This window comes from Stenotrophomonas sp. a6, assembly GCF_030913325.1.
GTDB lineage: Bacteria > Pseudomonadota > Gammaproteobacteria > Xanthomonadales > Xanthomonadaceae > Stenotrophomonas > Stenotrophomonas maltophilia.
The window spans coordinates 3,749,486-3,768,468 of record NZ_CP133161.1 but is presented as its reverse complement, the minus strand read 5'-3'; the positions used below and the strand labels follow the sequence as shown (position 1 = coordinate 3,768,468).

15 protein-coding genes are annotated in these 18,983 nt (G+C 67.0%); 7 read left to right on the top strand and 8 right to left on the bottom strand.

Translation table 11 applies throughout. The features are described from left to right. The first annotated feature begins 3 nt into the window (after positions 1-3). On the top strand, positions 4-3,033 hold the full coding sequence (locus Q9Q79_RS17270) for an autotransporter outer membrane beta-barrel domain-containing protein (RefSeq protein WP_201862358.1): 3,030 nt from the start codon (positions 4-6) through the stop codon (positions 3,031-3,033). A gap of 156 nt (positions 3,034-3,189) precedes the next feature. Here Q9Q79_RS17270 and Q9Q79_RS17265 read toward each other — a convergent pair whose 3' ends face one another. After that, entirely contained in the window at positions 3,190-3,624 is a 435-nt protein-coding gene (locus Q9Q79_RS17265) for a hypothetical protein (protein WP_043034009.1), read from the bottom strand. A 411-nt stretch (positions 3,625-4,035) separates the two neighbouring features. On the opposite strand from Q9Q79_RS17265, the gene Q9Q79_RS17260 reads away from it, so the two are divergent. Genes Q9Q79_RS17260 through Q9Q79_RS17250 form a run of 3 tightly spaced genes read left to right on the top strand, consistent with a single transcriptional unit; the run spans position 4,036 to position 5,895 of the window. Then, entirely contained in the window at positions 4,036-5,079 is a 1,044-nt protein-coding gene (locus Q9Q79_RS17260; RefSeq protein WP_049396472.1) for a S41 family peptidase, read from the top strand. Further along, a complete protein-coding gene (locus Q9Q79_RS17255) occupies positions 5,076-5,411 on the top strand; it encodes a hypothetical protein (protein ID WP_201862359.1) in 336 nt (111 codons plus the stop codon). The genes Q9Q79_RS17260 and Q9Q79_RS17255 overlap by 4 nt, the downstream gene beginning before the upstream one ends. Before the next feature lie 49 nt (positions 5,412-5,460). Continuing rightward, complete coding sequence (locus Q9Q79_RS17250) at positions 5,461-5,895, top strand: SseB family protein (protein ID WP_005411035.1); 435 nt, start codon at positions 5,461-5,463, stop codon at positions 5,893-5,895. Between the two features lie 79 nt (positions 5,896-5,974). On the opposite strand, the gene Q9Q79_RS17245 is transcribed toward Q9Q79_RS17250, so the two are convergent. Then, a complete protein-coding gene (locus Q9Q79_RS17245) occupies positions 5,975-7,195 on the bottom strand; it encodes a multifunctional CCA addition/repair protein (RefSeq protein WP_065183187.1) in 1,221 nt (406 codons plus the stop codon). 206 nt (positions 7,196-7,401) lie between these two features. Then, positions 7,402-9,387 carry a transglycosylase SLT domain-containing protein gene (locus tag Q9Q79_RS17240; RefSeq protein ID WP_201862363.1) on the bottom strand — a complete coding sequence of 662 codons (1,986 nt, stop codon included), beginning with the start codon at positions 9,385-9,387 and terminating at the stop codon, positions 7,402-7,404. Between the two features lie 136 nt (positions 9,388-9,523). Here Q9Q79_RS17240 and Q9Q79_RS17235 point away from each other — a divergent pair, with 136 nt between their 5' ends. Together Q9Q79_RS17235 and Q9Q79_RS17230 are read left to right on the top strand one after the other, a co-directional pair. Then, complete coding sequence (locus Q9Q79_RS17235; protein ID WP_236672507.1) at positions 9,524-9,994, top strand: biopolymer transporter ExbD; 471 nt, start codon at positions 9,524-9,526, stop codon at positions 9,992-9,994. Positions 9,995-10,263: 269 nt separating this feature from the next. After that, the gene (locus tag Q9Q79_RS17230) at positions 10,264-13,125 is read left to right on the top strand and encodes a TonB-dependent receptor (protein WP_049396480.1); all 2,862 of its coding nucleotides are present in this window, start codon (positions 10,264-10,266) and stop codon (positions 13,123-13,125) included. Positions 13,126-13,169: 44 nt separating this feature from the next. On the opposite strand, the gene Q9Q79_RS17225 is transcribed toward Q9Q79_RS17230, so the two are convergent. From Q9Q79_RS17225 to Q9Q79_RS17210, 4 genes are all read right to left on the bottom strand, one after another. After that, the gene (locus Q9Q79_RS17225) at positions 13,170-13,604 is read right to left on the bottom strand and encodes a hypothetical protein (RefSeq protein WP_223846440.1); all 435 of its coding nucleotides are present in this window, start codon (positions 13,602-13,604) and stop codon (positions 13,170-13,172) included. 200 nt (positions 13,605-13,804) lie between these two features. Then, entirely contained in the window at positions 13,805-15,964 is a 2,160-nt protein-coding gene (fhuE, locus tag Q9Q79_RS17220; RefSeq protein ID WP_201862366.1) for a ferric-rhodotorulic acid/ferric-coprogen receptor FhuE, read from the bottom strand. 171 nt (positions 15,965-16,135) lie between these two features. Beyond that, positions 16,136-16,687, bottom strand: coding sequence for a M23 family metallopeptidase (locus Q9Q79_RS17215; RefSeq protein WP_201862367.1), 552 nt, complete (start codon positions 16,685-16,687; stop codon positions 16,136-16,138). 9 nt (positions 16,688-16,696) lie between these two features. Continuing rightward, positions 16,697-17,179 carry an Lrp/AsnC family transcriptional regulator gene (locus tag Q9Q79_RS17210; protein WP_012481255.1) on the bottom strand — a complete coding sequence of 161 codons (483 nt, stop codon included), beginning with the start codon at positions 17,177-17,179 and terminating at the stop codon, positions 16,697-16,699. Between the two features lie 72 nt (positions 17,180-17,251). Here Q9Q79_RS17210 and Q9Q79_RS17205 point away from each other — a divergent pair, with 72 nt between their 5' ends. After that, positions 17,252-18,121: an EamA family transporter gene (locus tag Q9Q79_RS17205; RefSeq protein WP_012481254.1), complete on the top strand. Its 870-nt coding sequence runs from the start codon at positions 17,252-17,254 to the stop codon at positions 18,119-18,121. 109 nt (positions 18,122-18,230) lie between these two features. On the opposite strand, the gene Q9Q79_RS17200 is transcribed toward Q9Q79_RS17205, so the two are convergent. Next, positions 18,231-18,968, bottom strand: coding sequence for an endonuclease/exonuclease/phosphatase family protein (locus tag Q9Q79_RS17200; RefSeq protein WP_005411026.1), 738 nt, complete (start codon positions 18,966-18,968; stop codon positions 18,231-18,233). Positions 18,969-18,983 lie beyond the last annotated feature (15 nt).

Genomic DNA, 18,983 nt, shown 5'->3' with positions numbered 1-18,983 from the left:
CCCATGTACCGTGCCGTTCCGCGTGCGTTCCGTCCGCGCCGCCTTGCTGTTTCCGTGTTGCAGGCCCTCGCCGTTCCCTCCCTGCTTCTGACGACCGCCAGCGTTGCGTGGGCCGGCTGCAACAGCCCGGCACCGACCGCCGGCCAGACGGTCACCTGTGATACCAACGCGCCGAATCCGCAGACCACTCCCGTTACCGCAAATGGTGCGGCCGGCATCACCGTCAATGTCGCCGCCGGTGCACAGCTGCAGCAGAGTGGTGGTGGATCGGCCATCGCGCTGGTCGGCGCCGGTGGTCACCTGCTGTCAAACCAGGGCGCGATCAGTTCGGTCGGCGGTGTAACCGTGCAGCTTGGGGGTGGCAGCCGCGTCGACAACACCGGCAGCATCAGCACCGGCAACAACACCGCCCTGCAGTTCGTCGGTGCGGGCGACAGCGTGCTGGTCAATCGAGGAACGATCAGCGGGCGCACCGGCGTACAGTTCGATGCGGGCAATGATCGCCTCGAGATGCAGAGCGGCAGCATCAGCGGCGGCGTCCTGCAGGGCGATGGCAATGATGTGCTGCTGCTCAGCGATGGCACGATCGACAGCGTCGACCAGGGCGGCGGCGATGACCAGATGACCGTCACCGGCGGCGCCGTCACCGGCGTGGTGGCGCAGGGCAGTGGCCGCGATGATTTCATCATGAGTGGCGGCACCATCGGCGCGCTGCAGCAGGGCGACAACATCGATACCTTCCGCATGAGCGGTGGCCGCATCATCGGCGCGTTCGAGGATGGCGACCAGGCCTGGATGACCGCTGGCCGCATCGGCCGCGTCAACATGAAGCTGGACAAGAACCTGTGGGACCAGTCTGGCGGTACGGTGGACGGCAACGTGGTGACCGGCTTCGACACCGATACCATCATCATCTCGGGCACGGCCTACATCGGCGGCAACATCAGTATCAGTGGCGGCAACGACAGCGTGACCATCACCGACGGCACCGTGCGCGGGCAGGTGCTGCTCAGTACCGGCAGCGACACCTTCAACTGGAGTGGCGGTGGCATCGTCTACGGCGCGATCGACATGGGGCCGGACAACGACGTGGCCAACCTCAGCAGCCTCAACCAGGGCAACCTCGGTGCGGTGCCGCTGTTCGACGGCGGCAGTGGCATCGACCAGCTCAACTTCAACAACGTCAAGACCACGGGCGTGGGCCGCTTCCAGAACTGGGAGGCGATCAGCCTGGCCAACAGCACCGAGCTGACCTTTGATGGCGATCTGGTGCTGGGTGACAGCAGTACCGGCACCGGAACGCTCACGGTGGATGACACGAGCACCGTCTATGCAGGCAGTGGCGGCCATGCCATCCGTCCGTTCAACAGTGGTGCACTGGTGGAGATGGTCAATGCCGGGCGCATCGACCTGACCGGTACTGGCGCCGGCGACGTGTTCACCGTGCGTGGCAACTACCGCGGTGACGGTGGTGGTCTGTACCTGCGCACCGTTCTGGGGGCGGATAATTCAACCAGCGACCGCCTGGTGATCGATGGTGGTGCCGTCACCGGCACGACCGGCATCGGCGTGCTCAATGCCGGCGGCAGCGGCGCTGCCACGTTGGCCGATGGCATCCTGGTGGTGCAGGCCTTGAATGGTGGCCGCACCGCGCCGGGCGCGTTTTCGCTGTTCGCGCCGGTCGCGGCCGGCGCCTACGAGTACTTCCTGTTCAAGGGTGGTGTCAGTGCCGGTACCGGCGAGAACTGGTACCTGCGCTCGACCCTGGTGGCCGGCCCGGCACCAGCGCCAAACGGAAGCGGTATCAATGGCGTGCCGCCGCCGCCGACGCCGCCCGTCGCACCACCGCCACCGATCACCCCGGCACCGCCGCCGCCGCCCGAAGGCGCCACCGATCCAGACCTGACAGCCGGCGAGACCGCACCACCGCCGCCGCCACCGGAACCGGCGCCTGTGGCGCCGCCCAGTGATCCAGCGGTGCCGGACGTGCCGGTGGCCGGCGGTGCGCTGCCCGGAACCGGTACGCCGCCGACGCCGGGTGCACGCCCCGCCGAGGGCGCGGTGGTGCCGCTGTACCGCGTGGAGACCGCCGCCTACGCCGTGGTGCCGCCGCTGCTGCGCGAGACCTCGCTGGCCAGCCTCGGCACGTTCCACGAGCGGCAGGGCGAGCAGCGCCTGCTGTACAACCAGGGTGCGTTCCGCACCGCATGGGGCCGTCTGGTGGGGCAGAGCAGCGAGATTCATTGGAAGGGCGATGCGCAGCCCGGCTTCGATGGCGATGTGTTGGGCCTGCAGGCCGGCCTCGACGTGTGGGCTGCTGCTTCTGACAACCACCGCAACCAGATCGGCGTGTTCGTCGGCCGCACCCGCGCGCAGGGCAAGACCACCGGCCTGGCACTGGGCTGGGAGAACGTGCAGGTAGGCCAGAACCGCCTGGACGACAAGCACGTGGGCCTGTACTGGACCTTCACCGGCAGCAGTGGCGGCTACATCGACGCCGTGGCGATGCAGAGCCGCTACGACGGCCGCGTACGTTCCTCGCGCGGGCTCGGCTTCGGGATCAAGGGTGATGGCACCAGCGTGTCGGTGGAGGCGGGCAAACCGCTGCTGCACTTCGGTCAGTCCGCATGGTGGCTGGAACCGCAGGTGCAGGTGATCTGGCAACGCACCTCGCTGGACGACCGCCGCGATGCGGTGTCGAGCGTACGCTTCGACAACGACAACGCCTGGACCGGCCGCGTCGGCTTGCGCCTTGCCGGCGACTATCAGCTGGCCGACAACGGCTGGCAGCCGTACTTCAAGCTCAACTACTGGTATGGCCGTTCCGGCGAGGATCGCATCGGCTTCGACAACGACACGATCGTCAATTTGCAGCGCTCGCGTGCACTCGAAGCCGGTGTCGGCGTGGTCGGGCGCTTCAACCGCACCATCAGCGCGTACGCGGTGGCCGACTACACCCGTGAACTGGGTGGCGACCGCAACGAGAAGCGCCGCATCATCGAAGGCAACATCGGCCTGCGGGCGGACTGGTAGCGCGCGGTGCAGATGTCATGACCCGCTCTGGTGGGTGTCGACCTTGGTCGACACGATGCTTCTCGCTGCCATGACCTGCTCTGGTAGGTGCCGACCTTGGGCGGCACGAATCCCACCGATGCCATGACCTCCGCGCAGCCCAGCAACGGCTCGGCTCTACAGCAGTGGTGCGCACGCATCCGGTTCCACCAGCGCGCCGGCATGATCGGCCAACACCACCATTGCGTGCAGCAGGCCTTCCTCCACCTGCGGCGGACACTGCGCCTGCGCATCGTCCGTCTCGCGCGCAGACTGTGCAGCCAGCAGTACCCCGCCGCACGCAGACAACGCCGCCAGGCAACGCGTCGCCTCGGCCAGTTCCCGACCGCGCCCCTCGCTGAGTTGCCGCTCGCGCCACGCCTGGCCGTCGGCTGCGTGGCTGTGAGCGATGCCGCGCAACCGCGCGAAGAATGCGGAGGGCGGCGCCTGTTCGTTGGCTTCGGCGAGTGCATCTTCCAACGCTTCGGCGGCGGTAGTGGGCAGCTGCAGGCCGGGCAGTGCAGCGCCGAGCAATGCCTGCAGGCGTGGATAGGTGGGGTGGGGCGTGTTCATGGCGGCAACCTCACGAGGCAAGGCCACCTGCGGCGTGCAAGGTGGCGGGCGGTGCGGGTTGGCGTGCCGGTCAAAATCGAAACGAAAAAAAGCCGACGGATCACGAGGATCCCCACGCACCGCCCGCCATGGGCAAGCCGGTGCATTGTCGCGATTGCCGCTGAGGCGGCAACTCGATCGTTTCGATGTTTGATTCAGGACGCCAATCCCGGCCAGCGCAGGAGGCGCCGACGGAGGCAACCTTCTCGCGTTCTACGTGGCAATGACATGGGCAAAGTTGCAATTTACTGATCGCGTGCACGCTGTCTTGCTGCAACCCGCGGCGGGGCCAGATACGACAGTTCGCGCATGGCGAAAGCCATCACCTGCGGGCTATGCTGTGCGCCTGCCTCAACGACAAGGAAACGTCACATGCAGGTTCGCAAGGGAGTGCGTCGCATCGGCGCGCTGATGCTCGTGTTGCTGGCGACCGGCGCCATGGCCGATACGCCAGGCGCGGTCGAGGTGCCCTCGCCGGAGGCCCAGGCCGAGATCCTCAATCTGCTTGAACGCCAGGCGCTGTATCGCGATCGGGTGGACTGGGCCGCCACCCGCGTACGCCTGCAATCGGCGCAGGGCGACCCGGCGCAACGGCTGGCCGTTCTGCGCGAAGCCATTGCGGTCAGCACGGGCAATCATGGCGGATGGACGACGACCCAGCGCCAGAGCGAATCCCTTGCGCGCGCGCAGCAGGCCGGCGCCGCCGCCGTGGACCGGGCCAAGGCGGCCGATGCGGTGGATATGCGCATCGGCTGGGTGGTCATCGAGGGCTATGCCTCCACGCCGGGCGCGACGCCGCAGGAAAAGTTCCGCCAGGACATCCAGCGTGCCGCGCGGTGGCAGCAGGTCATCCGCAGCAAGGACGACGGCGCGCGCTGTGGCTGGATCGTCGACCTGCGTGACAACAGCGGTGGCAACATGTGGCCGATGCTGCTGGGCATGGCACCGCTGCTGCGCACCTCGGTAGTGAACAACGAAGATGTGGGGTCGTTCGAAACTGCACAGGGGCCGGAGCGCTGGACGTTGACCGCGACCGCCGTGCAGCGTGCAGGCAAGTCGGTGCTGGACTTCGGCCAGTCCGGCTATGTGCTGCGGCAGCCCGGCGCGCCGGTGGCGGTGCTGTTCGGGCCGCGCACCGGCAGTTCGGGCGAGGCCTCGGTGCTGGCGTGGCGTGGTCGTCCGCAGACGCGGAGTTTCGGTCAGCCCACTGCGGGTGTCTCCACTGGCAATGTCGTGCAGACGCTTGCCGATGGCAGTCGCCTGCTGCTGACCACCACCGTGATGCGCGACCGCAATGATCGTGGTGATGGCTTGAAGATCGAGCCCGACCAGCATATCGAGGGTGATGCCGCCACTTTGGCCGCCGCCGAAGCCTGGCTGCTGGCCCAACCCGCCTGCCAGGCCGCTGATCCATGATCCTGATCGGCCAGCAGGAGCGGGTGGTGGTGGTCGGCCCAACCGAAGCCCACCACTGCCTGCGCTGCCAGGCGGAAACCGAGTTCGCGCCCCGGCTGCGCTACAGGATGGCGCGCATCGACCTGCTGTTCGGTTTCACCTACCAGCGTCGCTACGAGCTGGCCTGCACCCGGTGCGAGCACGGCTGGGTGCTGGATACCGAGACCATGGACCAGCAGCTGGGCGGGGTGCCGATCCCGTGGCGGCACCGCTTCGGCCTGCCGTTGATGCTGGTGGGCGTGGCCGGGCTGGCCGCGCTGGGCTGGCTGTCGCGGCATGGATTCCTCGGTTGAGGAGCGGGCCTGTTAAAGTCTGCCCTGCAACCACGTACCGGAACCGACCATGGACCACGACACCCCGTTCGAACCCCTCAACGACCTCGAGGTGCGCCTGCTGCAGGCCCAGGACGGCACGCTGACCGCATCGCAGTTCCTCGACGGCCTGCTGACCTCGACGGCGTTCGTGCTGCTGGACAAGGCCATCGGCGAAGACGGTGCCTGGGACGAGAGCATCTCGCCGCTGGTGCTGACCAGCGAGAGCGGCGAGCCGATGTTCGCGGTGTTCACTGCGCCTGAGCGCGCTGGCCTGTGGCATGAGCAGCTGCCGCAGTTCGCCCACGCCATGCCGATCGCGGTGCACGCGCTGCTGGCCGGGATCGGCGACGGCGTCGGCCTGGTGCTGAACCCCGGCCTGGACGTGGGCATGGAGATGATTCCCGATGCCGTGGCCCAGCTGAAGCAGCGGGCGGCGGCGATCACCCGCGGGATGGCGCATTGAAGCCAGCGATATAGGGTTGCCGGCCAGCGGCCGGCACTACCCATGGGAGTCGGTGCGCGGCCGCCACGGCCGTTGAGAATCAGCGGGCGGCGGCAATCGCCTTCACCCGCGCCTTGGCCAACGCTTCACCGATGGCCGGGCCCTTCAGATGGGTGGTATCCAGGTCCCGCGCCTGTACTGACAGTGCCGCCTGGTGCAGGCGCTTGAGCGTTTCGCCCTGCGGGTAGTCGGCGTCCTCGAAGCCGAGCCGTCCGCGTTTGTCGGCCTCGCAGCACAGTGCGATGCGGGCCACGCGCTCCGGCCGGCGCAGCGCATCACAGCGGCCCAGTAGTTCCAACACGGTGGCATCGCGGAGTTCGTCGATGCGGTGCACGTTCAAGTGCTCCCGGCAGACCGCTTCGGCCAGCTGCTGGTGCTCGGCGGGAATCTTCAACCGCGCGCACAGTGCCTTCAGGGGTTTGATGCCGCGCTGTTCGTGCATGATGTGGCGCGGCCACTCCTCCGGCGGGGTCAGGCCCTTGCCGAGATCGTGGGTAAGCGCGGCAAAGCCGACCAGGTCATCGCCGGGGGCCAGCTTCGCCGCCATGTCGCTGACCATTTCCTGGTGGATGCCGGTATCGACTTCCGGGTGGAATTCGGCACGCTGCGGCACGCCATACAGTGCTTCCAGCTCGGGCAGGATCGGGCCCAGTGCATGTGCATCGTGCAGCGTGCGCAGGAAGGCGGAGGGCTGCTCACTGACCAGCGCCTTGCGCAGTTCCTGCCACACTCGCTCCGGCACCAGTGCATCCAGTTCGCCACTGGCGGCGATCTCGCGCATCAGCGCCATGGTCTCTTCGGCGACGGTAAAGCCCAGCGGCGCGAAGCGCGCCATGAAGCGCGCCGCGCGCAGCACGCGCAACGGATCTTCCACGAACGCAGGGCCGACATGGCGCAGCACGCGCTGCTCGATATCACGCACGCCGCCGTAAGGATCGACCAGCGCCCCGCTGTCTTCGTCGCAGGCAATCGCATTGATGGTGAAGTCGCGGCGCTGCAGGTCTTCTTCCAGCGTCACTCCCGGGTCGGCATCGACCACAAAGCCGCGATAGCCGCGGCCGGATTTGCGTTCGGTGCGCGCCAGTGCGTACTCCTCACCGGTCTTTGGATGCAGGAATACCGGGAAATCGCGGCCGACCGCGGTGTAGCCCTGCGCTTCCATCTGCGCGGGCGTTGCGCCAACCACCACCCAGTCGTGGTCGCCGGCGTGGCGCTGCAGCAGGCGGTCACGTACGGCGCCGCCGACAAGATAGATCTTCATGGCTGGAATCATCGCATGCCCGGCGCAGATGCACCGGTAGTGCCGGCCGCTGGCCGGCAACCGCAGTCACCCCGAAGCTGCCGGCCAGCGGCCGGCACTACCGATACAGCGGCCAGCCTGATCCAGGCCAGCAGGCTCATCGTTTCACTCCCCAGGGCGTGGATACCGGGGAATGCCGACCAGCGGCCGGCACTACCGCAGTGCGATCAATCCCCGCCCTGCTCGGCGTTGGCGGCGCAGCTGAAGTTCTTGCGCTTGTCCACCAGGCGGCCCATCAGGCGGTCGCTCAGCGGCAGCGCATCGCCGTTGAGGCGCCAGTCATAGATCACGCTGAAGGCCAGCACGCGCGCCACGTACTCGCGGGTTTCCTTGTAGCTGATGGTTTCGATCCACAGGTCCGGGTCAAAGCCCGGGCGCTGGCTCTGCCAGCGCGCGGTCGGGGTCGGGCCGGCGTTGTAGGCGGCGATGGTCACGTACGGCAGGCCGTCGTACTTGTTCATCAGCTGGCGCAGATAGGCGGTGCCGATGGCGATGTTGGTGTCCGGGTCGTACAGGCTGTCGGCGCCGCCGTAGCCGGTCAGGCCGATCGACTTGGCCACACCGGCACCGGTGGCCGGCAGCACCTGCATCAGGCCCATGGCGTTTGCAGGCGAGCGCGCACGCGGGGTGAACGTGCTCTCGGCGCGGATTTCCGCCGCCACCCAGGCCGGATCGATCGCGTTGCGTGCCGATTCGCGGCGGATGGTGGCGTCGTGGTGCAGCGGGAAGCGCAGGTCGTACAGGCGCTGTTCCTGCGGCTGCTTGCCGAGCGCGAACACGGCGCGGTCGAACCAGCCGTTGTCCTGCGCGACGCGTACCGCGAGGCGGCGCTGGGTGTCATCGAAGCGCGACAGCGCGCTGTTCCATTCGGCCACGGCCCAGCCGGTGCGGTCGATCTGGTACAGCGCCATCGCGCGCTGGATGGCCGGGTCACGCGCGATCACCGCCTGTGCCTGCGCGCTGTCATTCGGCCTCCAGGGGCACAGGGTGTAGCCCTGCTGCAGCTTGTCGGCAGCCAGGAAGCCGTGGAAGGTCGGTGCGCGCGCGGCCTCGCGGAACAGCGGCTGCGCCTGCTGGGCCTGGCCGGTCTTCTCCAGCATGCGGCCTTCGAAGTAGCGCCAGCGCGGGTCGCTGCGCTGCTTGCTGGCCATCTTGCGGATCGCGGTCAGTGCCGCCGGCCAGTCACCGCGCGACATCGCTTCGCGCACGCGCCATTCGTGCAGGCGTTCGTCATACGCCGATTCCGGCACCGCGTTGAGGCGGCGTGCCGAATCGGGCAGATAGGAAGCCACCGTCCACAGCGCGATCTGGTACAGCACCTGGCCCTGCTGCTCGGCACTCAGGCCGAGCGCCTGGGCGTACTGCGGCAACTGCTGTTCGGTGGCGGCCGGGTCGGCCTTGGCCAGCTTGGCCAGGCCGTCGGTGGCGATGCGCCGGCTGCGCTCGTTGCGCGGCCAGTTCAATGCGCTGGCATTGGGCTTGTCGACAAAGGCGGCGTAATTGTTGGCCAGCGCCAGGTCGGTGGCAGGCAGGCCACGTGCGGCGCTGCGCATCACGGCCGGCTGCTGGGCGTCGGCGGCGGCATCGATGCGTTCCCAGCGCAGGGCGTCGCTCAGGCCGCCTTGTGCCTGCAGCACGGCGAATACCGCGTCGCAGCCATCCGGCAGCGACTTGCCGTTCTTGCGCCACAGGTCCTGCGCTTCACTGATCCACTGCGGATCGACCTTGCCGGTCACCTGGCGCGCGGTCAGCTGCGCGCAGCGCAGGCCTGCGTTGTCGGTGGGCGCCCAGTTGGCGAGCAGGGTGGGCCAGTCCTGGCGGCGTGCGACCGAGGGCAACCACACGCTGCGGAACGTGTTGGCCACCGCCTGGCCGTCATAGCGCTTGAGGAAGGCCTGCGCCTGCGCGGTATCGACGGTGTCGATGTTGCGGCGCAGGTTGGCGTACTCCAGCCAGCCGTAAGCCGGATGGCGGCTGAGTGCGGCGGCCTGGCCGGGATCGAACTGGCCGCGTTCGGCGGCAGCGATCGCGGCCTTCAGCTGCGCGTTCTGGGCGTCGAGGGACTGGGCATTGGCGCAGCCGATCAGCAGCGTGGTGGCCAAGGGCAGCAGGGACAGGGCGGTCGAGGAGCGTCGGGTCATGGCACTCAGCATAGCGGGGGCTGGCTGAATTCAGTTTCGCATCGTGTGCACGCCGCCGATGGGATGGGCAGACGATCGATCCTGCGGGGACGGTGTGCATGCGGGGGGCGGCAGAAGCGACACACCTGTCGCGGATCTCAATTGTGCGATGATTCAGGCACAGCGCGGCCTGCTCGACGTGGGCCGCTGTTCCGCGAAGGAGCGTGGTATGCGCTATGCGTCCGTGCACGCCCGTGCGCTGATGTCCGGGATCAATCTGGCGCCGCTGGTAGATGTGCTGCTGGTATTGCTGGCGCTGGTGGTCACCACCTTGCCGATGGCACAGACGACGGCGGTGCGCACGTTCCAACAGGGCACTGTATGCCCGCCGGGGCCCGGGCACACGCCGCCGGCATCGATCGCGCTGCATCTCGACGCGGCCGGTGGCGTCTACTGGAATGACCGGCCCTTGGACGACCCGTCACTGCAGCACGCCCTCGCCCAGCTCCAGCAGTTGCCGCCGGCGCTCCAGCCCTCGCTGCACCTGACCACCGCCGACAGCACCGACTACGGCGACATGGCACGGGTGCTGTTCGCCATCGAGGGGCGTGGCCTTCGCGTCACAGCGCAGGGCTACTAGCATCGGCACTCGCAAGAGCGCTTGATGAGGGCTGGGAAAACTCCGCGTGTGCTGTCGTGTCCGGCATCAAGCCGTCCGCCTCGAACAGTACCGTCCGGTATTAACGGCACGCATCTGACGCAATCGGCTGCCAACTGCGTCAATTCCGCGTGAAATAGTGTCGATCATCACGCCGTGGTTTTTACCGTTTGTTTACAAAGGAGACGCTGCCGCCACGCAGGGGGGAGCGCGGCAGTCCATGTCCCGACATTCCTTTGGAGAGAGAGCGAATGATTCACCTGCATCACCGCCCGTTGGCGGTTGCCGTTGCGCTGTGCGTGACGGCCCTGGCACCGTTGGGTGCCGCTGCGCAATCCACCACCAACCTCGATGCGGTGGAAGTGACCGGTACCCGCATCAAGCGCGCTGAAGTCGAAGGCCAGGTGCCGATCCAGACATTGACGCGCGGTGACATCGAACGCACCGGCCTGACCTCGATCGGCGAAGTGCTGCAGCAGCTCACCGGTTCCGGTTCGGCGCTCAACGCCAAGTTCAACTCGTCCGGCAACTTCGGTTTCCCGCCCGATGGCAGTGGCGTGGGTGCCGGCTCGGCGCAGGTCGATCTGCGCCACCTGGGGGCCAAGCGCGTGCTGGTGCTGGTCGATGGCATCCGCTGGGTCAATGAGTCGTCCGCCTCCGGCGTCGGCTCGGCTACCGATCTCAATACCATTCCGCTGGCCATCGTCGAGCGCATCGAGGTGCTGGAAGATGGCGCGTCGTCGCTGTACGGCTCCGATGCCATTGCCGGCGTGGTCAACATCATCACCCGCCGTGACTTCGATGGTGGGCAGGTGACGCTGAACTACGGCGAGTACAGCAAGGGCGACGGCACGCAGAAGGGCGTGGACCTGGCCTGGGGCAAGAGTGGCGACCGCTTCAGCCTGTTCCTGGGCGCCAGCTGGACCAAGCAGGATCCGGTATTCGCCAAGGACCGCGAGCAGTCGCGCTTCCCGATTCCCGGCACCGGCCTGGCGTTCGGCAGCGGTGGCATTCCGCAGGGCCGTTTCATGTTCACCGACCCGAACACCGGTGCGGTGCAGAACATCGTGCCCAATACCGGCGTGAGCAATCCGCGCTACGACGGCAGCGCCGGCTGCAGCCGCACGGATGACTACCACTGCTTCACCACCGCCGACCGCTTCAACTTCGCCGAATACAACATGGTGCTGACGCCGTCGGAGCGCAAAGGCCTGTTCGGTCAGTTCCGCTTCGACATCACCGACAACGTGCAGTGGTACGTCAAGGCACTGGGCAACCGTCGTGAGTCGACCAACCAGGCCGGCCCGGAGCCGCTGTTCTTCGGCCCCGATGGCGCGACCGGCAATCCGCTGGCCGACAACATCGTGGTCTCGCGCCTGAATCCGTACAACCCGTTCGGCTTCGATCTGGTTTCCGGTGACAACATGAGCCTGATCGGTCGTCGCCCGGTGGAAGGCGGTGCGCGCGTGTTCAAGCAGAAAGTGGACACCACTTACTTCGCCACCGGCCTGGTCGGTGACTTCCATGCCGCCGACCGCAGCTGGTACTGGGATGTCAACGGCATGTACAGCAAGAACAAGGCCGAACAGACCAACTACGGCAGCTATGACATCTACAAGGTGAACATGGCGCTGGGCGATCCGTCCGTCTGTGCGGCCACGCCGGGCTGCGTGCCGTTGAACATCTTCGGCGGCGTCGGTTCGATCACCCCGGACATGCTGAAGTGGATCCAGCCGGTGGTGCGCGACCGCAGCCAGAACGAACTGAGCCTGTTCACCGCCAACCTGTCCAGCGAGCTGTTCTCGCTGCCGGCCGGTCCGGTATCCTTCGCCACCGGCTTCGAGTACCGCAAGTACAAGGGCTCCTACCAGCCCGATCCGCTGACAGTGATCGGCCACTACAACGGCGTGCCGTCGCAGCCGACCTCCGGTTCCTACGACGTCAACGAGGCCTACCTGGAGTTGAGCGTGCCGATCTTCGCCGATTCCTCGTTCGGCAAGAAGCTGGACCTGAGCCTGGCCGGCCGCTATTCGGACTACTCCACCTTTGGTGGTGAATTCACGCCCAAGTACGGCCTGCGCTGGCAGGTGACCGATGACTTCGTGCTGCGCACCACCTACGCCGAGGGCTTCCGCGCACCGTCGATCGGTGAACTGTACGGCTCGGCGGCGCGTGCCGACCTGCAGCTGTTCGACCCGTGCTCGGTGGGTCTGGGCGGCACTCCGCCGCGTGGCAGCGCCGCCAACTGTGCCGCGCTGGGCGTGCCGGCCGGCTTCCAGCAGGCCAACTCGCAGATCTCGGTGACCACCGGCGGCAACCGTGAGCTGGAGCCGGAACGCTCGCGCAGCTTCAGCGCCGGCTTCGTGTGGAGCCCATGGTTCGGCAACAATGCGTCGTGGTCGGAGCGCTTCGACGTGGAAGTGACCTTCTACCGCCACGCCATCGATGGTGCGATCCAGGCGATCAACGCGCAGACCCAGCTGGACCTGTGCGTGGATACGCTGGACCCGATCTACTGCGATGGCATCACCCGTGCCAGCACCGGTGCGGTCAGCAGCTTCAACAACCGCCTGACCAACCTGGGTTCGATCAAGACCGACGGCTGGGACGTGGATCTGTTCTGGACCCTGCCGCAGACCTCCATCGGCCAGTTCAAGCTGGCGTGGAAGAACACCTTCGTCGGCCGTTACGAGGCCACCGGCGCGGCCGGGCAGAAGCAGCCGCAGAAGCCGGGCGTGGAAGTGGCCGACAGCTCGATTCCGGAGTGGACCAGCAATGCCAGCATCGGCTGGACGATGGACCGCTGGAGCGCCAACTGGACGGTGCGGCACATTTCCGAGCTGACCGAGAACTGTGGCGATGCCGCGGCCTTCCCGGTGTGCAGCAACCAGGCAGCGGGCACCAACACGCTGTCGGCCACCACCTTCCACGACATGCAGGTGGGCTACAAGATCGACTGGATGAAGGGGCTGCAGCTGACGGCCGGCCTGAACAACGTGTTCGACAAGGATCCGCCGATCTGCCTGTCGTGCTCGTTGAACGGCTACGACGCTTCGACCTACGACATCCCGCGTGGCCGCTACTGGTACCTGCGCGCGGATCTGCGGTTCTGATGAGGGACCGGTGCCGGGCATTTCCCGGCACCGGTCATCAGGCATCAATCCGGAATGTCCTGTTCCGGGGCGTCCTGCTCAAGGGCCGCGCGGCGGAAGGCTGTGCGCGCCCAACCCAGCCCGACCACGATCATCATCGGCCCAGCCGCGAAGGCGGGCAGTGACGGGATGCGGAACTGCGATTGGTGCTCGATCAGCAGGTTGTAAAGGATCCAGGCAACCAACAGCAGGCCTATGACCGCACACAACAGCCCGAACAGCACCTGCGGAACGCCCATTGCCAGGCCGAGCGCTCGCTCGGTACGGGTGGGGCTGGGGATGGCACGCAGTTCACGGCCCAGATCGAACCAGGACAGGATGGCGGCGGGCAGGCCGATCAGCAGAAGCAGGATGAAGTAGCCGTTGCCGGTGCCGATCATCAGCGGTGGCGACGAGAACAGGGCCATGAGCGAGAGACCGAGTTTCGTGCGGGTGCGCATGGCCGGTCGTCCTTGAAGGGGAGGCGCAAGGTGTCCGGATGGCACGGGTCGAAGCTGCAGGCCACCGTGTCCGCGACGCTACACCTGCCGGGGCGCCGCCGCAACGAGGGCGCTGAGCGTCCCCGTTGTAGAGTCGAGCCGTGCTCGACTGCCCTCTGTGGCCGAGTCGGGCATGGCTCGACGCTACAAAGCCGGTTGGATCAGAACGACCAGGTGAACGTCAGCGAGCCGTTGCGGCCATCGCCATACGCACCGTAGCCATTGATCTGCGACAGGTACTTCTTGTCCAGCAGGTTGTTGAGGTTGGCCTGCACGCTGAACTCCGGCGAGATGCGGTAGCGCACGAAGGCGCTGACCAGTGCATAGCCACTCTGCTCGATGCGGCCGTAGGCAGGTACCGGGTAGTAGATGCGGTTCTGCCAGTTGGCGCCGCCACCGACGGTCAGTTCCTGCAGCGACTGCGGGGTGTAGCTGGTGAAAAGCTTCAGGGCGGTCTGCGGCAGGTTGGTGTTGATGTCGGCGTCGTTGATGTCCTTGGCCACGTAGCGCGAGGCGCCGAAGGTGGCATTCCAGCCCGGTGCCAGTTCACCGTTCACCTCGAACTCGAAGCCACGGCTGACGGTGCCGCGTGCGGCGCGATAGGCGAACTCGTTCGGGCTGCCCTGCACCGGCTCGCCGGTGGCTTGGCCGACGTTGTCCTGCTCGATGCGGAACACCGCCAGCGAGGCATTCAGGCGGTTGTCGAACCAAGCCCCCTTGACGCCGACCTCGTAGCTCTTGCCGTCGACCGGGTCGAGATAACGGTCGTTGCGGTCGCGGGCGGTCTGCGGCTGGAAGATCTCGGTGTAGCTGGCGTACGCGGAGTAGGTGTCGTTGATGTCATACACCAGGCCGGCGTACGGGGTGGTCACCTTGTGTTCGCGGTCGTCGTTCTCGCCTTCGCTCTTCCAGTCGGTGTAGCGGGCGCCGATGATCAGCTTCAACGGATCGGCCAGTGACAGGCGTGCGGCGGCGTAACCGGCCTTCTGGGTGATGGTGCCCTGGCTGGCCAGTGCCAGCGGGTTCCAGTTCGGCTCGCTGATGTTGCCGGTCCAGTGCAGGTAGCTGGTGAACGGGTCCCAGGTCTTGCCGGCGCCACCGACCTGGTAGTCGCCGTAGTTGGCATAGTCGCGCTTGTTGTAGCTCAGTCCGGCCATGAACTGGTGCTCGCGGCCGAACAGCTGGAACGGACCGTCAACGTAGCCATCAACACCGGTGACCTTGCGCTCAGTGTTGTAGAAACCCGCGGAAGGCGAGATGCCCGTGCCGTTGGTTCTGTCGAAGTTCGATGCGCCCGTGGTCCAGTCGTTGTATGCCGGGTAGAACAGCTTGTCGTCGGCCTTGGTCTCATCGTGCGTGGCACCGACCTTGAACTTCCAGCCATTGCTGAAGGCGTGCTGCAGGGTGGCGAACGCGCGCTTGCTGGTGGTGTCCCAGTAGGTCCAGTTCGGGCTGGCGTTGAACGATTCGTCATAGCCGGTGCGCGAGCCATCGGAGTACAGCATCGGGAAGCCGCCCCAGGTCGCGCCGTTGGCGCGCTTCTGCTGGTAGTCGTAGCCCACGCTCAGCTGGGTGTCCGGGGTCAGGTCGGCGTCGATGACCGCATAGCCCAGCGTCTTGCGCTGGTTGTAGCGATCCATCTGGCCGTCGGTGTCCAGGTAGCTGCCGATCACGCGGCCGCGCACGGTGCCGCTGGCGTTCAGTGCACTGCCCACGTCCACGGTGGTGCGGGTGCGGCCCCAGCTGCCGACGTTCACCGAGGCGCTGCCGGTCAGTTCGGCGCTGTCGGCATGCTTGCGGATCAGGTTCACCGACGCGGACGGATTGCCGGCACCACTGAGCAGGCCGGTGGCACCACGCACCACTTCCACGCGGTCGTACAGCGCCAGGTCCAGGCCGGAATCACCGTAGCTCCAGTTCTGCACCATCTGCGTCGGCAGGCCATCGAACTGGTAGGCATCGATGTAGAAACCGCGCGCGTAGAACTCGGTGCGTTCGCTGTCGGACTGGGTGCTGGTCACGCCGGTGGTGTTGGCCAGCACGTCGATGATGTCGTCGAGGTTCTGATCTTCGATGCGCTGGTGGCTGATGATGCTGATCGACTGCGGGATCTCGCGCGGGGCCAGGTCGAAGCGGGTACCGGCCGAGGTGCGGCGCACCGAATAGCCTTCGGCGCGTTCACCCTTCACCACCACCTTGTCGAGGTTGGTCGGATCGGCGGCGGTTTCGGCGAAGGCGGCCGGGGCCACGGCGCAGAGAACGGCGAGCACGGCAACGGACAGCCGTTGTGGCTGCGGCGTACGGAAGACGGAACGGGTCATGGGGGTCCTGGACGAGCACGCGCGCTCGGCCGGCATCCAGAGGCGAGGCGCTACGGGTGGGAAACGGACGGGCAGGCCGTCCTGGCACCACCGGAAACGAAAGAAATGGTAATACGAACTATTCCTATTTACAAATGATGAACAGATCGGTCTGCGGGTGTGCAGTGGCAGTCAGCGCAGCAATGGCAGCGGGTTTCGCGCGCCGTCGGTGCCGTAGACGCCCCAGTGCAGGTGCGGCGGCGTGCCCTTGGCGTTGCCGCTGTCGCCGACACGGCCGAGCAGATCGCCGGGCTGCACCACCTGGCCGCGTACCAGGCCTTCGGCCCAGTCGTCTAGGTGGGCGTAGTAGTAGCGTTCGCGCCCGGGCCCGATCACCCAGACCTGGCGCCCGCCGAGCCCGCGTTCGCTGACATCCGCGACGACACCGGCCGTGGCGCTGCGCACTGGGGTGCCGCGTTTGGCGAAGATGTCGATGCCGGCGTGGGAGCGGTCACGGCCACGTGGCGCGCCGAAGGTATCGGTGATCTGGCGTGGCCGCACGCCGTCCACCGGCACCGGTAGTTGCGTGGCCGGCGGCATCCGCGAGAGCGCCCACAGCATCTTCGGTGCGGCCGCCCATGGGCTGTTCCACAGCGTCATCGCCGCGACGAGCGCAATGGCCAGCCACAGGCCACGCAGCAACCAGCGGCGAAGGCGGTGGGCGTGGGAGGACGGTGTATTCATGGCTCGACGCTACAGAACCGGTGCCAGCGGGACCTCGAAACTCCGCTTCAACGTGCCCAGCGCCACCGAGGTGCGGAAGCGCTCGATGTTGTCATCGCCGCCGAACAACCGCTCGGTGATGGCCTCGTACTCTTCCATCGACGCCGCCGAAAGCAGCAGCAGGAAATCGCCATCGCCGGTGATGGAGTAGCACTGCTGCACCGCAGGGTCGTCCTGCACGCGGCGCCTGAACGGCGCCACGCGGTCGCGCTGCTCGCTGACCACGCGCACCTCGACGATGATGGTCAGCGGCCGACCGATCTTGGCTGCGGCGACCACCGCCACGTTGGCCGCGATCACGCCACTGTCCTGCAGGCGCTTGATGCGCCGTTGCACGGCCGGGGTGGACAGGTGCACGGACTCGGCGATTTCGCGCTGCGGCAGGGTGTTGTCCCGCTGCAGGAGGTCGAGGATGGCGCGGTCGAAACTGTCGAGCACGGGAGCGATGGCCATGGCGAGCAGAAGTTGCACGAACAGGCTGTCAATTGAGCCAAGTGCTCGACGCCGACGCAATAGACTTTGCGCATGCAGACCTCACGACTTGCGCCGATGTTGCCGGCGCTGGCGGTGCTCGGCTCGGTCACCTCGCTGGCCATCGGCACTTCCTACGCAAAACACCTGTTCCCGCTGATCGGTGCGCAGGGCACCAGCGCGCTGCGCGTGGGCTTTTCAGCGCTGTTGCTGCTGCTGTTCTGGCGGCCATGGCGCTGGAAGACCAGCCGCGTGGATGCGATCACCATCCTGCGCTACGGGCTCACTCTGGGGCTGATGAACCTGCTGTTCTACATGGCCCTGCGCACGATTCCCTTCGGCATCGCGGTGGCCATCGAGTTCACCGGGCCACTGACGGTGGCGATGCTGTCATCACGACGCCCGATCGACTTCCTCTGGGTGGGCTGCGCGGCGGTGGGGCTGCTGTTGCTGCTGCCGATCGGCGGTGGCCCCGCGCTGGACCCGGCCGGCGTGCTGTACGCGATGGGCGCTGCGGCCTGCTGGGGCCTGTACATCGTGTTCGGCAAGCGTGCCGGTCATCTGCATGCCGGGCACTCGGTCTCGCTGGGGCTGCTGGCGGCGTCTCTGGTGGTCGTACCGGTGGGCGTGGTGCATGCCGGTGCCGCGCTGCTCGACCCGAAGATCCTGGCGGCGGGCCTGCTGGTGGCACTGGTGTCCAGCGCGATCCCGATGTCGCTGGAAATGATGGCGCTCAAGCGCCTGCCGAAGGAGACCTTTGGCATCCTGATCAGCATGGAGCCGGCGGTGGCCGCGCTGTGGGCGATGCTGTTGCTGCACGAGCATCTGCACGGGCTGCAGTGGCTGGCGATCGGCTGCACGGTGTTGGCCTCGGTGGGCAGCACGATGACCGCGCGGCGGTTGAAGGCACCCGTCACCGCCTGAAAAAGGGGACGGAGGGGATTAAGTCGTTTGTGCCCCGATTTAGGGGGCGCCGGGCGGCGCCCGGCGCAGAGCGTGCGGACCAACGGTCCGCACCTACCGTAACGGCGAGTCAGCGCAGGGCGTCGGCCGGGACGTCGATCTGCATCGCCAGGGCGAGGTGATCGGAGAACGCGGCCGGTACGGCTTCCACGGTGCGGGTCTGCAGGCCGCTGCTGACCAGGATGTGGTCGATGGCGCGGTCCGGGCGCCAGCTGGGGAAGGTCGGCACGATGCAGCCCGGGGGCTGCAGCCGGGTCTTCTGGTACAGCACCTGCATTTCCGGGCGCTCGGCCAGGCAGTTGAAGTCGCCCATCAGCACCGCGTTGGGGTGGTCGGACAACAGCTCGGCGATGAAGCCCAGCTGCGACATCCGCGATCCCGCGCCCAGCGACAGATGGGCCACAGCCACCGCCAGGCCATCGGCGCCATCGCCGAACTTGGCCAGCAGCACGCCGCGCCCGCCGATGCGGCCGGGCAGGGCGTGATCCTGCACTTCAACCGGTTCCAGCTTGCTCAACAGGCCGTTGGCGCTGGAGGCGACCCCACCCATGCGCCGGTTCGGCTGGTGGCTCCAGTAATTGAAGCCGGCGCGCTGGGCCAAATAGTGGGTCTGGTTGGTGAAGCCCGAGCGCAGGCTGCCCGGGTCGGCCTCCTGCAGGCCGACGATGTCATGGTCGCGCGCCAAGGTGGCGATCGCGTCAAGGCTGCTGCGCTTGCGACCCGCCGGCAGCGCATGTGACCAGCTGCGGGTCACATAGTCGCTGTAGCGGCGGGTACTTGAGCCGGCCTGGATGTTGGCCGTCAGCAAGCGCAGGGTCCGTGT

What these genes read in the sequence shown, in the direction of transcription:
- Q9Q79_RS17270 (WP_201862358.1), top strand. Translation starts at nt 4, where the DNA reads ATGTACCGTGCCGTTCCGCGTGCGTTCCGTCCGCGCCGCCTTGCTGTT.
- Q9Q79_RS17265 (WP_043034009.1), bottom strand. Translation starts at nt 3,624, where the DNA reads ATGAACACGCCCCACCCCACCTATCCACGCCTGCAGGCATTGCTCGGC.
- Q9Q79_RS17260 (WP_049396472.1), top strand. Translation starts at nt 4,036, where the DNA reads ATGCAGGTTCGCAAGGGAGTGCGTCGCATCGGCGCGCTGATGCTCGTG.
- Q9Q79_RS17255 (WP_201862359.1), top strand. Translation starts at nt 5,076, where the DNA reads ATGATCCTGATCGGCCAGCAGGAGCGGGTGGTGGTGGTCGGCCCAACC.
- Q9Q79_RS17250 (WP_005411035.1), top strand. Translation starts at nt 5,461, where the DNA reads ATGGACCACGACACCCCGTTCGAACCCCTCAACGACCTCGAGGTGCGC.
- Q9Q79_RS17245 (WP_065183187.1), bottom strand. Translation starts at nt 7,195, where the DNA reads ATGAAGATCTATCTTGTCGGCGGCGCCGTACGTGACCGCCTGCTGCAG.
- Q9Q79_RS17240 (WP_201862363.1), bottom strand. Translation starts at nt 9,387, where the DNA reads ATGCTGAGTGCCATGACCCGACGCTCCTCGACCGCCCTGTCCCTGCTG.
- Q9Q79_RS17235 (WP_236672507.1), top strand. Translation starts at nt 9,524, where the DNA reads ATGATTCAGGCACAGCGCGGCCTGCTCGACGTGGGCCGCTGTTCCGCG.
- Q9Q79_RS17230 (WP_049396480.1), top strand. Translation starts at nt 10,264, where the DNA reads ATGATTCACCTGCATCACCGCCCGTTGGCGGTTGCCGTTGCGCTGTGC.
- Q9Q79_RS17225 (WP_223846440.1), bottom strand. Translation starts at nt 13,604, where the DNA reads ATGCGCACCCGCACGAAACTCGGTCTCTCGCTCATGGCCCTGTTCTCG.
- fhuE (WP_201862366.1), bottom strand. Translation starts at nt 15,964, where the DNA reads ATGACCCGTTCCGTCTTCCGTACGCCGCAGCCACAACGGCTGTCCGTT.
- Q9Q79_RS17215 (WP_201862367.1), bottom strand. Translation starts at nt 16,687, where the DNA reads ATGAATACACCGTCCTCCCACGCCCACCGCCTTCGCCGCTGGTTGCTG.
- Q9Q79_RS17210 (WP_012481255.1), bottom strand. Translation starts at nt 17,179, where the DNA reads ATGGCCATCGCTCCCGTGCTCGACAGTTTCGACCGCGCCATCCTCGAC.
- Q9Q79_RS17205 (WP_012481254.1), top strand. Translation starts at nt 17,252, where the DNA reads ATGCAGACCTCACGACTTGCGCCGATGTTGCCGGCGCTGGCGGTGCTC.